General features: G+C 63.2%; 12 protein-coding genes and 1 tRNA gene. 2 read left to right on the forward strand and 11 right to left on the reverse strand.

Annotated elements, in window-relative coordinates:
• The first annotated feature begins 15 nt into the window (after positions 1-15).
• Entirely contained in the window at positions 16-474 is a 459-nt protein-coding gene (locus BSP239C_RS03725; RefSeq protein WP_101570285.1) for a PaaI family thioesterase, read from the forward strand.
• Positions 475-603: 129 nt separating this feature from the next.
• Here the strand turns inward: BSP239C_RS03725 and BSP239C_RS03730 are convergent, their stop codons facing one another.
• Positions 604-1224 carry an ANTAR domain-containing response regulator gene (locus BSP239C_RS03730; RefSeq protein WP_374701013.1) on the reverse strand — a complete coding sequence of 207 codons (621 nt, stop codon included), beginning with the start codon at positions 1222-1224 and terminating at the stop codon, positions 604-606.
• Between the two features lie 159 nt (positions 1225-1383).
• Between BSP239C_RS03730 and BSP239C_RS03735 the strand changes: the two genes are divergently transcribed.
• Positions 1384-1465: transfer RNA gene (locus tag BSP239C_RS03735), tRNA-Leu, on the forward strand.
• 142 nt (positions 1466-1607) lie between these two features.
• On the opposite strand, the gene BSP239C_RS03740 is transcribed toward BSP239C_RS03735, so the two are convergent.
• The 10 genes from BSP239C_RS03740 to BSP239C_RS03785 form a co-directional block, all read right to left on the reverse strand.
• Entirely contained in the window at positions 1608-3023 is a 1416-nt protein-coding gene (locus BSP239C_RS03740) for a dicarboxylate/amino acid:cation symporter (RefSeq protein WP_101570287.1), read from the reverse strand.
• A 269-nt stretch (positions 3024-3292) separates the two neighbouring features.
• Entirely contained in the window at positions 3293-4840 is a 1548-nt protein-coding gene (gene pyk, locus BSP239C_RS03745) for a pyruvate kinase (protein ID WP_101570288.1), read from the reverse strand.
• A gap of 116 nt (positions 4841-4956) precedes the next feature.
• Positions 4957-6441 (reverse strand): glutamate synthase subunit beta, encoded by a 1485-nt coding sequence (locus BSP239C_RS03750; protein WP_101570289.1) that lies wholly within the window; start codon positions 6439-6441, stop codon positions 4957-4959.
• On the reverse strand, positions 6434-11110 hold the full coding sequence (gene gltB, locus BSP239C_RS03755; protein ID WP_101570290.1) for a glutamate synthase large subunit: 4677 nt from the start codon (positions 11108-11110) through the stop codon (positions 6434-6436). The genes BSP239C_RS03750 and gltB overlap by 8 nt, the downstream gene beginning before the upstream one ends.
• 187 nt (positions 11111-11297) lie before the next feature.
• On the reverse strand, positions 11298-11603 hold the full coding sequence (locus BSP239C_RS03760; RefSeq protein WP_101570291.1) for a hypothetical protein: 306 nt from the start codon (positions 11601-11603) through the stop codon (positions 11298-11300).
• Positions 11600-12391: a tryptophan synthase subunit alpha gene (gene trpA / locus BSP239C_RS03765; protein WP_101570292.1), complete on the reverse strand. Its 792-nt coding sequence runs from the start codon at positions 12389-12391 to the stop codon at positions 11600-11602. Before trpA ends, BSP239C_RS03760 begins: the two co-directional genes overlap by 4 nt.
• Entirely contained in the window at positions 12388-13602 is a 1215-nt protein-coding gene (gene trpB / locus BSP239C_RS03770) for a tryptophan synthase subunit beta (RefSeq protein ID WP_101570293.1), read from the reverse strand. Before trpB ends, trpA begins: the two co-directional genes overlap by 4 nt.
• Before the next feature lie 37 nt (positions 13603-13639).
• On the reverse strand, positions 13640-14443 hold the full coding sequence (gene trpC, locus BSP239C_RS03775; RefSeq protein WP_101570294.1) for an indole-3-glycerol phosphate synthase TrpC: 804 nt from the start codon (positions 14441-14443) through the stop codon (positions 13640-13642).
• Complete coding sequence (locus tag BSP239C_RS03780; RefSeq protein ID WP_101570295.1) at positions 14440-14709, reverse strand: HGxxPAAW family protein; 270 nt, start codon at positions 14707-14709, stop codon at positions 14440-14442. The genes trpC and BSP239C_RS03780 overlap by 4 nt, the downstream gene beginning before the upstream one ends.
• A gap of 98 nt (positions 14710-14807) precedes the next feature.
• Complete coding sequence (locus tag BSP239C_RS03785) at positions 14808-15425, reverse strand: Trp biosynthesis-associated membrane protein (RefSeq protein ID WP_226830494.1); 618 nt, start codon at positions 15423-15425, stop codon at positions 14808-14810.

The following is a 15425-nucleotide window of genomic DNA, read 5'->3' on the forward strand; positions in this document are numbered from 1 at the left end:
ACATGAAGGAGAACGATGTTCAGACCAGAGGCATCACTGACCGCGCAGACCACTGAGGGACAGAGCAGGGAGCTGCTCGGCCAGCTCAATGCTCCCGAAGCAATCGGTGATCTGGCGGCGAAAATGGGGATCGAGTTCACAGAGCTGACTCACGAACATGTCACCGGCCACGTGCCGGTGAAAAGCAACACTCAGCCCATGGGCCTCTTCCACGGTGGCGGTCATGTGGTGCTCGCCGAATCGCTGGCATCCATGCATTCGTTCCTCATCTCCGGGGGTAAGAACGTCGTCGGTGTCGACCTCAATGCCACGCATCTGCGCGCCGCGCGAGATGGAACGGTGACCGGCCGCGCCGAGGTGCTCCATCAGGGACGCACGATCGTGTCCCATGAGGTGAAGATGACCGATGAAGCCGGTCGGCTTCTCTCGATCGTGCGGATCACGAACATGATCCTCAAGACCGACCCGAAATGATGCCCGGGCAGTAACAGCCGATGACAGGCAATGATGGCCAATGCGCTGTCACTGCTTCGCGGCAACGCAGGAGGCCGGCGAATCATCTTCGGATTCGCCGGCCTCAGTGTGTGTTCGGGTGGGTGCTGACTACTTGTCGGAGCCGATCTGTTTGAGAACGGTGTCCGCGACCTCACGCATTGTCAGGCGGCGGTCCATCGAGGTCTTCTGGATCCAACGGAAGGCCTCTGGCTCGCTCAGACCCATCGAGGTCTGGAGCAGGCTCTTCGCACGTTCGACGACCTTGCGGGTCTCGAAGCGTTCGGTCAGATCCGAGATCTCGCTCTCGAGGGAGCTGATCTCCGCATGACGCGACAGGGCGATCTCGAGGGCTGGGATGAGGTCCGCTGCGGTGAAGGGCTTGACCACGTAGGCCATTGCTCCCGCATCACGGGCTCGCTCAACGAGCTCCTTCTGCGAGAACGCCGTGAGCAGGACCACCGGAGCGATGCGCGCCTTGGCAATCCTCTCCGCTGCGGAGATTCCGTCGAGGATGGGCATCTTGATGTCCATCACGACGAGATCGGGGCGCAGCTCTTCGGCCAGGCGGATTGCGGATTCACCGTCTGCGGCTTCGCCGACGACGTCGTATCCGACCTCGCGCAGCATCTCGACGATGTCGAGACGAATCACGGCCTCGTCTTCCGCCACTACGACGCGGCGAACCGGCACGGACTCATCTGAAGTTGGTTGTTCGCTGTTTGAAAGCACGGCACCAGTCTAAACCAGGCCCACGCGTGGACCGACCTCGGTACCCAAGTTTCTTCTGTGATGGTAGCCACCCGTGTGATCGCCGCCACCGCAGTCGATTGTGCAATCGCGCAAAAGCTGTCGTAAACTCTAGCGTGGCGCGGATTCAATCCGTGCTCAGCCGGATTGGCGGAATCGGTAGACGCGGTGCACTCAAAATGCATTGTCGAGAGACGTGTGGGTTCGAGTCCCACATCCGGTACTTTTCGCCCCAGAGGCGGCAGAGTTCTGACAGCAGAGAACCCCTGAGCATGATTGCTCGGGGGTTCTCTGCATTTCGGCTGAGGCGGTGTTCCACCGGCGAACTCCGCCTCAGCCGATTCGACACCGCTCAGATCGTGGACTCAGGCTCGGGTCCCACCCGAGGAGCCTTCGAGTGAGGACTCTTCGAGTTCGGCTTCGATCGTGCCTGCGCCGTTCTCACCTGCATCCACGTCCTCGCCCATCGGGACATAGCCGTTGATGCGGTCCGAGTCATAGCGTGCTTCGTCGAGGATTCCGTGGCGCTTGGCCACGATGGCAGGCACGAGGGCCTGGCCGGAGACGTTGAGCGCGGTGCGCCCCATGTCGACGATCGGCTCAATCGCCAGCAGCAGTCCCACACCTTCAAGTGGAAGTCCGAGCGTGGACAGCGTCAGTGTCAGCATGACGGTGGCACCAGTTGTCCCTGCTGTTGCCGCCGAGCCGATGACTGAGACGAACACGATGAGGAAGTACTGGACGATTGTGAGGTCGATTCCGAAGAACTGGGCCACGAAGACCGCAGCGATCGCCGGGTAGATCGCGGCGCAGCCGTCCATCTTCGTGGTCGCGCCGAAGGGAACCGCGAATGCGGCGTAGCTCTGGGGAACTCCGAAGTTGTCGGTGGCGACCTTCTGGGTGACCGGCATGGTACCGATCGATGACCGGGAGACGAAGCCCATCTGAGCTGCGGGCCAGACTCCGGAGAAGTACTGACGCACGGAGAGGCCATTGAGCTTCGCCAGGGTCGGGTACACGCCGAAGAAGACGATTGCCAGGCCGATGTAGACGGCCACGACGAACCACAGCAGGGAACCCATGGTCGACCAGCCGTAGGAGTTCACGGCATTGCCGATGAGCCCGAGGGTGCCGATCGGGGCGATGCGCACGATCCACCACACCACCTTCTGGACGACGGCCAGGGCCGCCTCCACGAACTGGAGGAATGGCTCGGCGGCCTTTCCGACCTTGACTGCGGCAATGCCGATCGCGCCGGAGACGATGATGAGCTGAAGGATGTTGAAGTTGACCTCGGAGACCATAGCGCCGGATTCATCGGCGGAGGTGCCGACCTCGAGGCCGAGGAAGTTCACAGGCACGAGACCAGTGAGGAATCCGATCCAGCTGCCGTTCGAATCCGGTGCAGATTCGCTCAACGATGAGGCATCAGCGTGCATGCCCGGCTGGATCACAACGCCGAGGATGAGGCCGATGAGGACAGCGATGAGGGCCGTGAGCGCGAACCATAGGAGTGTCGAGACTGCAAGACTGGCAGCGTTGGTGACCTTGCGCAGGTTGCCGATGCTGGCGATGATCGCGGTGATCACAAGCGGCACGACGGCCGCCTTGAGGAGTGTCACATACGAGGACCCGATGGTGTCCAAGGTCTGACCGAGCCAGTTGTCCTGACCCTCACTGACCGGACCCCAGGACCGGGCGATCAGCCCGAGCACCACGCCCGCAATCAGGGCTATGGTGACCTGCACCCCGAAGGATCTGCTCCACTTGGGCAATCTCATGCGATTCCTCTTCTTTGCCTGTCAGTTTCGAAACAATGCTCAACGCAAGCGATGCTTGACTCAAGCATTGCTCAACTCAAGACACAACTGTTGAGCAATCTATGAAATTCCGCAAGTCCAAGTGAAGTGGGTCTCACTCACCAAAGCCGCACCGGCCACCACCTCCCCAAGCCACTCCGGTCACCACCCGCACATGGCAAACGGCGGCCACCCCAGATGGGGCGACCGCCGTTATCGACAGACTCAGCGCATGGGCGCTGTTGTGGCACTCAGTGCCTCGGTGTGCCGTTCTCCTTGACGATCGGCACCTCATGAGTGACCGGCGTTTCGGAGACGATGCCGTACCCGGCCAAAGGATCTTCCTCATCGTCCGAGGAGTCTTCGTAGGCTGCGGCAACACCCTTGGCTGCATCACCCATGGTGTGGATGCGCAGGGCATTGGTCGACCCGGGGATGCCGGGAGGGGAACCGGCTACGAGGATGGACTGATCGCCTTCGTGTGCTGTTCCGTCGGCTAGCAGCACGGCATCGACCTGTCTGGCCATCTGGTCCGTGTGTCGCACTGTCTTGACCAGGTAGGGGCGAACGCCCCAGGTCAGAGCCAGCTGGTGGCGAACCTGCGCATCAGGGGTGAACCCGAGGATCGGCCAGGCGGGACGCAGACGCGACATCCGGCGCACGGAGTCACCTGTCTGAGAGAAGGTGCAGAGCAGATCGATGTCGAGCTGTTCAGCAATCTGGACAGCGGCGGCCGTGACGGCCCCTCCCTTGGTGTGGGGAACTGTGCCCAGCTGCGGGATGCGCTCCATGCCGTGCTCTTCGGTGGACTCGATGATGCGGCTCATGGTCCGGATCGCTTCGACCCAGTATTCGCCGACCGAGGTCTCACCGGAGAGCATGAGGGCATCGGCACCGTCGAGGACGGCGTTGGCGCAGTCGCTCGCCTCGGCGCGGGTGGGCCTGGCGGCATCGATCATGGTCTCGAGCATCTGAGTGGCCACGATGACGGGCTTGGCCTGCTGTCGAGCGATCTCGACCGCACGCTTCTGGACGATCGGGACCTGCTCAAGCGGCAGTTCCACGCCGAGGTCGCCGCGGGCGACCATGATTCCGTCGAAGGCGTCGATGACCGCGTCGAGCTGCTCCACGGCCTGCGGCTTCTCCAGCTTGGCGATGACGGGGGCGTGGATGCCGACTTCGTCCATCACCGCCCTGACGTCATCCATGTCCTCGGGGCTGCGGACGAAGGACAGGGCCACCCAGTCGAAGCCGAGGTTGAGGCCCCATTTGAGGTCCTCTATGTCCTTCTCCGACAGTGCCGGCACGGAGACCGGAACACCGGGAAGGTTGATGCCTTTGTGGTTCGAGATCGTTCCGCCGATCTCCACCTCGGTGACGACATCGGTGTCGGTGACCTCGGTGGCACGCAGACGCAGGCGCCCATCGTCGATGAGCAGCGGATCTCCGACGGAGACATCGCCTGGCAGGGTCGAGAGCGTGGTGCTTACGACCTCCGCTGTGCCCGCGATGTCACGGTTGGTGATCGTGAATGTTGCGCCTTCGACGAGCTCTTCCTTGCCGTTGGAAAAATTGCCGACCCTGATCTTGGGGCCCTGCAGGTCCAACAGCAATGCGACTGCGCGACCTGTATCGAGTGCAGCCTGGCGAACCCAGGCGAATTTCTCTTCGTGCTCTTCCCGCTTGCCGTGGCTGAGATTGAATCTGGCCACATCGACGCCTTCGTCGACAAGAGCGCGGATCTCTTCATAGGAGTTCTGGTTCGGACCTAATGTTGCGACTATCTTTGCACGCCTCATGCACACCACCCTACCTGTAGCGTGGCAGGCGATACGAACCGCCTGCCACGTCTGTTCGTCGGAGGAGAATCACACACACCTACGTGCGGACTTCTCATTAAATGACACGGACTATCTTAACATTTAAAACTCTTTTCGTGTGGTCTGACCGGTTCTGGGAGCCGTGATGAGCCGGTGAGGAAGCGATCCACCTCGGCCGCAGCCGAGCGCCCCTCAGCGATGGCCCACACGATCAGCGACTGGCCCCGACCTGCGTCACCGGCGATGAAGACACCCGGCGCCGAACCCACATAGGAGTCATCGCGGGCGAAGGCGCCTCCTTCTGCAACGTCAAGGCCCAACGCTTCAGACTCGGGACCTGAGAACCCCAATGCCAAGAGGACGAGGTCAGCGTCGAGACGGTGCTCGGTACCAGGAGTTGGAACTCGTGCGCCATCGACGAAGCGGGTCTCGGCGACGTCGATGCCCATGACGCTGCCCCCGTCGTCGCCGACGAATCCAGTCGTCGACGCGAGGTAGCGCCGTGTTCCGCCCTCCTCATGAGAGGACTGGACTTCGAAGATCCGCGGAACCGTCGGCCAGGGATCGGACTCGCTGCGCTCGGCGGGAGGCTGCGTTCCGATCGCCAGTGTCGTCACCGAGGCAGCGGCCTGCCGCAGTGCCGTGCCCAAGCAGTCGGCACCCGTATCGCCGCCGCCGATGATGATCACGTGTTTGCCGCGGGCATCAATGAAGCCTCCGGACTTCCCGCGCCCCGACTGATCGGTGTCCTGCACCCCAGATTGTTCCCCTGCCTGCACCCTGTTCGAGGGCACCAGATAGTCCATCGCGAATTCGATGCCGTCGAGGTCCCGGCCGGCGATGCCCATGTCTCGGGGAACCGTGGCTCCCGTACATACGATGACCGCGTCGAAGCTCGACTGCAGCTCCTCGAGGCTGATGTCGACTCCGATCTCCATTGACGTCTTGAAGCGTGTGCCCTCAGCACGCATTTGGTCGAGTCGGCGGTCGATGTGGTGCTTCTCGAGTTTGAAGTCGGGAATCCCATAGCGCAGCAGGCCGCCGAGGCGGGCGTCGCGTTCGTAGACGACGACCGTGTGACCGGCTCTCGTCAGCTGTTGGGCTGCTGACAGGCCGGCGGGCCCGGAGCCGATGACGGCCACCGTGTGCCCGGTGATCCGCTCCGGGATCACCGGCTGGATGAGGCCGGCTTCGAAGCCCTGGTCGACTATGGTCACCTCGACCTGTTTGATCGTCACGGCCGGTTGGTTGATGCCGAGGACGCAGGCGTTCTCACATGGTGCCGGGCATGCCCTGCCGGTGAATTCAGGGAAATTGTTCGTCGCATGCAGCAGTTCGACCGCCCGGGGCAGCTCTCCGCGATACATTGCATCATTGAACTCGGGAATCAGATTGCCCAAGGGGCAGCCCTGATGGCAGAAGGGGACGCCGCAGTCCATGCACCGTGAGGCCTGTCTGCGCAGCTGTTCGGGGTCCCCCGCCTCGTAGACCTCGCGATAGTCCATCAGGCGGATGGGGACCGGTCGACGCCGGGGCGTCTCCCTCTGATCGACGCTTAGGAATCCGTGTGGATCAGCCATTGGCAACCTCCAGAATTGTGTGCCAGGCGGCTTCGGAATCCAGGGGCTCTCCAGACGCGGTGAGCTCGTCCTGAACGTCTTTGACCAACGCATAGGCGACGGGGATGATCTTCGTGAATCGGGAGAGGACGTCTTCTCCCCTGCGCAGTCCCTCGAGCAGCTGCGTGGCCAGGGGTGAATTCGTCCACTGAACATGTTCAGATAGCAGTCGCTGCAGCACGTCCGTATCGGCGATTCCGACCCCGGTGAAGCGGAACACCCCGGCGGCGCGTTCCTTGGGGTTGAGCCGGGCCGGGTTGAAGTCGAGCACGTACGCCGTGCCACCGGACATTCCGGCGGCGAAGTTGCGTCCGGTGCTGCCGAGGATCACGGCGATTCCTCCTGTCATGTACTCAAGGCCGTGATCGCCGATGCCCTCGGCGACCGCCTCGGCGCCGGAATTGCGCACCATGAAGCGCTCCCCCACCTGACCGGACACGAACAGCTTGCCGGCCGTCGCACCGTAGCCCAGCACATTGCCGGCGATCACATTGTGTTCGGGGCGGGTCGGGTTCTCAGGCTGGGGATGCACGCTGATCGTTCCCCCGGAGAGTCCCTTGCCGACGTAGTCGTTGGCATCTCCGTGCAGGTCGATGGTGACACCGTGAGGCAGGAACGCCCCGAGTGACTGTCCTGCGGTTCCGTGCAGCGACAGTCTGATCGTGTCCTCACGCAGCCCCCGATCTGCATGGGTGCGGGTGACGTGGTGGCCCAGCAGTGTGCCGACGCTGCGGTCCGTGTTCGCAATCGCCGAGGTGATCGTGACCTTCGTCCCGGACCGGATCGACGCCTGCGCCTGCGCCAACAGACGCAGGTCGAGTTCGTCCGCGAAGTCCCGGTCGACCGCGCTCGTGCATCTGCGCGCCACCGTGGTGTTGCCGTGAACATCTTCGGGCACCTTCAGGATGGAAGCCAGGTCGAGGTGCAGGCCGGAGGCACGCTCTTGGGCTTCATCGATGCGCAGCCGCTCGACCGCGCCGATGGCCTCATCGAGCGTCCGCAGTCCCAGTTGTGCAAGATAGCCGCGGACCTCCTCGGCGATGAAAGTGAAGAAGTTCACCACATGGTCAGCCTGACCGTGGAAGCGTTCGCGCAGCTTCGGGTTCTGCGTCGCCACACCGACGGGGCAGGTGTCTTTGTGGCACACGCGCATCATGATGCAGCCGGAAACGACGAGAGCCGCGGTCGCGAACCCGAACTCCTCACCGCCGAGCAGAGCGGCGATGATGACATCCCGTCCGGTCTTCAGCTGACCGTCGACCTGAACGCTGACCTTGTCCCGCAGACCATTGAGCACCAGCGTCTGCTGGGCTTCGGCCAAGCCCAGCTCCCACGGTGTGCCGGCGTGCTTGAGCGAGTTCAACGGGCTGGCCCCCGTACCTCCGTCATGGCCGGAGATGAGCACGACGTCGGCACCGGCCTTGGCCACCCCGGCGGCAACCGTGCCGACCCCGATCCCGGAGACGAGCTTGACGTGCACACGGGCCCGGGCGTTGGCCCGACCGAGATCGTGGATGAGCTGGGCAAGGTCTTCGATGGAGTAGATGTCATGATGCGGTGGTGGGGAGATGAGTCCGACTCCGGGAGTGGAGTGCCGGGTCTTTGCGATCCACGGGTAGACCTTGGCCCCGGGCAGCTGCCCGCCCTCTCCGGGTTTCGCTCCCTGCGCCATCTTGATCTGCAGGTCATCGGCCTCGCTCAGATAATGACTCGTCACACCGAAGCGGCCGCTGGCGATCTGCTTGATCGCCGATCGGCGTTCGGGATCGGTCAGGCGTTCGGTGTCTTCACCGCCCTCACCGGTGTTCGACTTGCCGCCGATGCGGTTCATCGCGATCGCCAGGGTCTCGTGGGCCTCCTGCGACAGCGACCCATAGCTCATCGCGCCGGTCGAGAATCGCTTCATGATCGCCGAGGCGGGTTCCACCTCGGCGATGTCGATGGGTCCGGTGTCTGCGGGGACGAGCTCGAACAGGCCACGCAGCGTCATCAGCTCACTGGACTGTTCGTCGACCGCCCGAGTGTATTCGCCGAAGATGTCGAATCGTCCGGTGGCGGTGGAGTGCTGAAGCTTGAAGATCGTCTCCGGATTGAACAGGTGGCCCGGTCCCTCCCGTCTCCATTGGTACTCACCACCGATACGCAGATTCCGGTGCGCGGGTGCGGGATGATCGTCGCGATGGGCATCGGCGTGCCGGGCATTGGACTCCGCAGTGATCTCGATGATTCCCTTCCCACTCAGCTGATGCGGGGTGGAGGTGAAGTACTCGTCGATGAAGTCAGCGGAGAGTCCGAGGGCTTCGAAGGTCTGCGCACCGTGATAGGACTGCACCGTCGAGATCCCCATCTTCGACATGATCTTCAGCAGGCCCTTGTTCAGAGCCGTGAGCACATTGGCCACGGCAGCTGCCTCACTGACACCGCGGATGCGATCCGAGCGCACGAGCGCCTCCGCCGACTCCATGACGAGATACGGGTTGACCGCAGACGCTCCGAAGGCCACAAGAGTGGCCACATGATGGACTTCCCGCACGTCACCGGCTTCGACGATGATCGACACACGAGTGCGGGATCGGGCTCGCACCAGGTGGTGATGGAGCGCTGAGGTCAGAAGCAGGGACGGGATCGGAGCAAGATCGACCGTGGAGTCCCTGTCGCTGAGGATGATGAACACGGCTCCGGCCTCCACCGCGGCGCTCGCCTCCTGGCACAACACCTCGAGCCGTGCCGCCATGGCTTCGGGTCCGGCATTCACCGAATACAGGCCCGACAGGGTCACGCTGGGTCGGCCATCGTCGACGCCGAGGTGGTGGCCCTGGACGTGGGAGATCGCCGTGAGCTCGTCGTTGTCGATGACGGGCCGGTCGAGCAGGATGTGCGCAGAGTCAGGTCGCGTGGACTGGAGCAGGTTGCCTTCCCGGCCGATGCTCGAGGACATGCTCGTGACGATGTCCTCGCGGATGGAGTCCAGCGGCGGGTTCGTCACCTGTGCGAAGTTCTGATGGAAGTAGTCGAAGAGGAGTCTGGGCCGTGTGCTCAGCGCCGCGATCGCGGTGTCCGTGCCCATGGCTCCGAGCGGCTCGGCCCCGGTCTCCGCCATGGGTGAGATCAGGATCCGCAGCTCCTCCTCGGTGTAGCCGAAGGTGCGTTGGCGTCTCCGGACGGAAGCCTGCGGGTGGGTGACGTGGATTCGGGTAGGCAGGTCGGCCAGTCGTCGGGAGCACCCCTTGACCCAGTCCTCATACGGGTGTTCGGAGGCCAGCTGGTTTTTGATCTCTGTGTCGGAGATGATGCGCTCGGATTCGGTGTCGACGAGGAACATGCGGCCCGGGGTCAGACGCCCACGGGCAACGATGTCGGTCTCCGGTAAGTCGACGACGCCGATCTCGCTGGCCAGCACGACAGTGTCAGATGTCATGACGTAGCGCGCTGGTCGCAGCCCGTTGCGGTCGAGGACAGCACCGGCAAGCTGGCCATCGGTGAAGGCCACACAGGCCGGTCCGTCCCACGGCTCCATCAGCAGGGAGTGGTATTCGTAGAAGGCTCTGCGGGACTCCCCCATGCCGGGGGTGTTCTCCCAGGCTTCGGGGATCATCATCAGCATCGCCTGCGGCAGGGATCGTCCCGAGGCGACTATGAGCTCGAGCACGGAATTGAATGAGGCCGAGTCGGAGGCACCCGGGGGCACGATCGGGCACAGTCTCTCGAGACTCGACGAGGTCCCGGGCACAGGAGAGGTGAGGAGATCAGAGGCCAGAGTCGATTCTCTGGCCTTCATCCAGTTGCGGTTACCGCGCACCGTGTTGATCTCACCATTGTGGGCGATCGTGCCGAAGGGCTGTGCCAGCTGCCAGGACGGGAACGTATTCGTCGAGAATCGTGAATGCACGAGCGCGATCCGTGAGGTCACACGATCGTCAAGCAATTCGGTGTAGAAGGCGGAGAGCTGTCCTGTCGAGAGCATGCCCTTGTACGTGATCGTCGCGGGTGAGAGCGAGGGGAAGTAGATTCCGGCGTGGTCGAGACGTTTCCTCACAATGTAGGCCCGGCGGGTGAGGTCATGGTCGTCGCGTGAGGGGTAGCGTTCGTCGATGCCGAAGAAGACCTGCAACATGACGGGCATCGTGGCGCGGGCGGTGGCGCCGAGCACGCTGGCATCGTGGGGAACGTCGCGGTAGGCCAGAACACACAGCCCCTCTTCGGCGGCGATGCGTTCGAGGAGAGACTCCTCGTTGCGGGCAGAGGGGAACGAGACTGCGGGCTCGGGCTCAGACGCTCTGGTCAGGTCAGCTCGATAGTCCTGAGCGAAGAAACCGATTCCCGCGGCGTAGGCGCCGGAATCGGGAAGCTCGACGCCCTGCTCACGCAGCACCTCGGCGAAGTAGTCGTGAGGCATCTGCAGGGTGATGCCAGCACCGTCGCCGGTGCCCTCATCGGAGCCGATTCCGCCGCGATGCTCAAGTTTGCGCAGAGCGCTCAGAGCCTGCTCGACAACCTTGTGGTCGGCCGGTCCGCGGTAGCGAACGATGAGTGCGAGTCCGCAGGCATCATGCTCGAGGGCGGGATCGTAGAGTCCTGCGCGCACTGGGTGGCGCAAAGTTTTCGGGTTCGAAGAGTCATCACTGTACATCGCTGCCTTCACGGGGTGTAGGTATCTACGTTAAAGACGGCGCTGTCTCTAGCTGTTGGTGCGGTGTCTTAAGAAGATCGTCCTCAGACAAAGGTGTGACGTGGTTCTCACGGTCGGATACCTAACCTACACCCCTGGGCAGCTCAGGTAGGCAGCGAAAAAGGACCGTAAAAAGAACCAGAACGTCTCAGTCGTCGGAGTTCGAACCGTTGGTGTCGTGAGATCGCGGGCTCACATCCGGCGTGATCGAGATCGCCGAGGTGACCGCTCCGAAGTATCCGAAGCCGTGCCCTCCGAAGTCCTCGCCGGCGCCCTTCGCGGCATCATCCGTGGCACGTGCCAGCTTCCGCGCACGCCGAGCCAGGCGATAGACGACTATGCCGACGATGAGGAGGACGACAAGGAGCGCAAGGGCCCCCAGGACCCAGAATGGGATCAAGACCGAGCCGAGCTGAAGGCCGTTGTCGGCGCTGAGCAAATCGGCCCGGCTCATGCACAGCCCTCGGCGAGTTCAGTGGCCAAGGCTGAGATTCCGCTGACTCCGTCGCTGTCAAGAGCACGCACCAGGGCAGAGCCGACGATCACACCGTCGGCGTAGTCGGCGACTTCTGCGGCCTGTTCGCGGGTTGAGACTCCGAGCCCGACGCAGGCGTGCGGTGCTCCGGCCTCTTTGAGGCGGCTCACCAGGTCGCGAGCGTGGTTGTCGACCTCGGAGCGAACTCCTGTCACGCCCATCGTCGAGGAGGCATAGACGAATCCACGGCTCGCATTCACGATGGCGGCAAGACGTTCGGGGGTCGATGAGGGTGCGGCGAGGAAGATGCGGTCCAGATCGTACTCGTCTGAGGCGCTCACCCATTCGGGGGCCTCATCGGGGATCAGGTCCGGGGTGATGATGCCGCCGCCGCCGGCAGAATCCAGGTCGCGGGCGAAGGCGGAGACACCGTATTGCAGGACGATGTTCCAGTAGCTCATCACTACGGCAGTTCCGCCGGCCTCGGCGACAGCTGAGACAGCGGTGAAGATGTCGGAGGTCCGCACCCCGGCAGCGAGTCCCTGTTCTGCGGCCCGCTGGATGACAGGGCCATCCATTCCAGGATCGGAGTAGGGCATGCCGACCTCGACGATGTCGACGCCGGACTTCACGAGTTCGACCATGGCCTCGATGGACCCCTCGACGGAAGGGAATCCGACGGGCAGGTAGCCGATGAGTGCGGCCTTGCGACCCGCTTGGGCGACCGCGTCGAGAGTGGTACCTGTTCGGAATCCTGAGCTCGTCATACCTGCACAGCTCCTTCGTCGAAGTAGTTGAACCATTTGGCGGCGGTCGTCATGTCCTTGTCACCGCGCCCCGAGAGGTTCACGAGCAAGACAGCATCGCTGCCGAGTTCCTGGCCGATGCGCATCGCGCCAGCCAGTGCGTGAGCGGATTCGATTGCGGGGATGATGCCTTCGGTCCGTGACAGGAGCTGCATGGCTTCCATCGCCTCTTCGTCGACGACGGGTTCGTAGGTCACACGCTCCGTGTCGTGGAGATGGGAATGCTCGGGGCCGACCGATGGGTAGTCGAGTCCGGCGGAGATCGAGTGGGAGCCTCGTGTCTGGCCGTCTTCGTCCTGCAGGATGTAGGTAGCGGAACCGTGAAGGACTCCGGGGCGTCCGCCGGAGAATCGGGCGGCGTGACGGCCGCTGTCGACGCCTTCTCCTCCGGCTTCGAAGCCGTAGATCTTCACCTCGGTATCGGCGAGGAACGCGGCGAAGATGCCCATGGCATTCGACCCGCCGCCGACACAGGCGCAGACCGCATCGGGCAGACGGCCGACAGCGTTCTGGATCTGTTCGCGGGATTCGATGCCGATGATGTCTTGGAATGACCGCACCATGGCTGGGAAGGGGTGGGGGCCAGCGACGGTGCCGATGATGTAGTGGGTGCGATCCACGTTGGCGACCCAGTCACGCATCGCTTCGTTCATCGCGTCTTTGAGTGTCTTGGTGCCGTTGGACACGGAGTTGACCTTGGCTCCGAGCAGACGCATCCGGGCAACGTTGAGTGCCTGTCGCTGAGTGTCCTCTTCGCCCATGTAGACCTCGCACTCCATGTCGAGGAGAGCGGCTGCTGTGGCTGTGGCGACACCATGCTGTCCAGCACCGGTCTCGGCGATGACGCGAGTCTTCCCCATGCGTTTAGCTAGGAGAGCCTGACCCAAGGCGTTGTTGATCTTGTGGCTGCCGGTGTGATTGAGGTCCTCACGCTTAAGGAAGACCCGGGCTCCGCCGCAGTGCTCGGCGAATCGGGTGGCCTCGGTGAGCAGGCTGGGACGGCCGATGTAGTTCTTCTGCAGGTCCAGCAGCTGTTCCGTGAACTGCGGATCAACTTGGGATTTGCGCCATGTCTCCTCGATCTCGTCGAGTGCGGGGATCAGCGCTTCTGGGAAGAACCTGCCTCCGTACGAACCGAAATAGGGTCCGTTCTCCTGGCTCAAATCGGTCATTGCCGTCCTTCGTGGTGCAAATTGGTGTTCGGGTGGATCAAGACTGACGACTGGTCGCCGCCCGGCGTTTCTGCCCGATCGAGGTGAACTCGGCCACAGCGGACTTCGCGTCGCCGCCGGTCACCAGCGCCTCGCCGACGAGCACGAGATCGGCACCGGCATCGGCGTAGGTCTCGACATCTGCGGGGCCTGCGACTCCGGACTCTGCCACGAGCGTGCATTCTGCCGGCGCCAGATCGGACAGCGGCGCGAAGCGGTTCGTGTCGACGCTGAGATCTTTGAGGTTGCGGGTGTTGATGCCGATCAGTGGGGCATCGAGTTCAGCCGCAATCGCCAGCTCTTCGGCGTTGTGCGTCTCTACGAGGGCCGTCATCCCCAATTCGTGGGCGAGGGCGTGGAACTCGTGGAGTTGGGCGACATCGAGTGCCGCAACGATGAGGAGGACGAGATCGGCGCCATGGGCTCGCGCCTCATGGAACTGGTACTCATCGACCATGAAATCCTTGCGCAGGACAGGAACGTCGACGGCTGCCCGGACGGAGTCGAGATCATCCAGGCTGCCGGAGAAGCGACGTCCTTCCGTGAGGACGCTGATCGCCTGCGCTCCCCCGGCGGCGTAGAGGCCGGCCAGGGTTCCTGGATCCGGGATGTGAGCAAGGTCTCCGCGGGAGGGAGAACGTCGTTTCACCTCGGCGATGACCCCGAATTCGGCATCAAGATCGAACGCACGCGCAGGCTGAGCCTCACGCGCGCGGTCGATGACGTCTGCCAGTGGTGTCTGCCTCCGGCGTTCGGCGAGATCTTCGCGTACTCCGGCGACGATGTCGTCGAGAACTGTCATTTCTTCTTCGGCTTGTTTCCCAGACCGACAGCACGCAGGATGACGCCGACGATGAAGCCGAGTACGACGACGCCGACGCCCACGTAGGTGATGGTCGCGGTGTGGATCGTGAACCCGACGCAGCCGATGGTGACGCCGATGAGCATGATGATGACGCCGGTCCAACCGGCCACGGAATTCCCGTGTCCTGGGTCGGCGATGGCTGCATAGTCGATCGTCGATTTGTCGAGATCGGTTGCGCCGTTACGAGCGACGGTTTGCGACATGGTGCTCCTTAGAGATGCAGGCGTGGCACGCGTGAAAACTTGTTGCATCCATTGTGACACGCTTCGAGTTGGGTCGAGACACCGACCCGGTCACGAGGTCATTTCGATTCATCTTCGGCCCCACCAGCGTTGGGATCGGTGCCATCGGCTGTCGGCTCGTGGCCGTCATCGGACTCAGGGACCGATGTTTCGCTGGCCTCAGGCTCCGACGTTTCCGGGCCCGGTTCGGGGTCGTCTCCGCGGGAGAGTGCGTCCCAGGTCGCGGCCGAGTCGAATTCTTCGCCCCCGGCTTCCGCCGTCCTGGCATACCGGTTCGAATTGGCCCAACTCGCCGAGGCGAAGGCCACGTAGACGATGACGAGGAGGGCGATGGCTGCCGCGCACAGTCCCCCGATCGGCCAGGCGGTGGCACCGGGGGCCGACAAGGACTGCAGCGCCGTCATGCCGTAGCCGATCGCGGCCAATGCAGCGAAACCGAGGACGACGAAGCGTCCGATCTTGCCGAGCATGGCCGAGAGCAGTCCGGTGACGGCGATGATTGCGACGCAGGCGGTCGCGACCGGCGATGCCTGAGAACTCGCGTCCTCTGTGACATCGGCTACGCCTGCAGGCCCGAGCGTGTCACCAGCGACGCCGGCCTGCCAAGACGCAATGCTGATGGCCCACAGGGCACCGGCGAGGATGAGCACGAGGAGAACACCACGTGATTTCGTCAT

This window comes from Brevibacterium sp. 239c, assembly GCF_900169365.1.
Classification (GTDB): domain Bacteria; phylum Actinomycetota; class Actinomycetes; order Actinomycetales; family Brevibacteriaceae; genus Brevibacterium.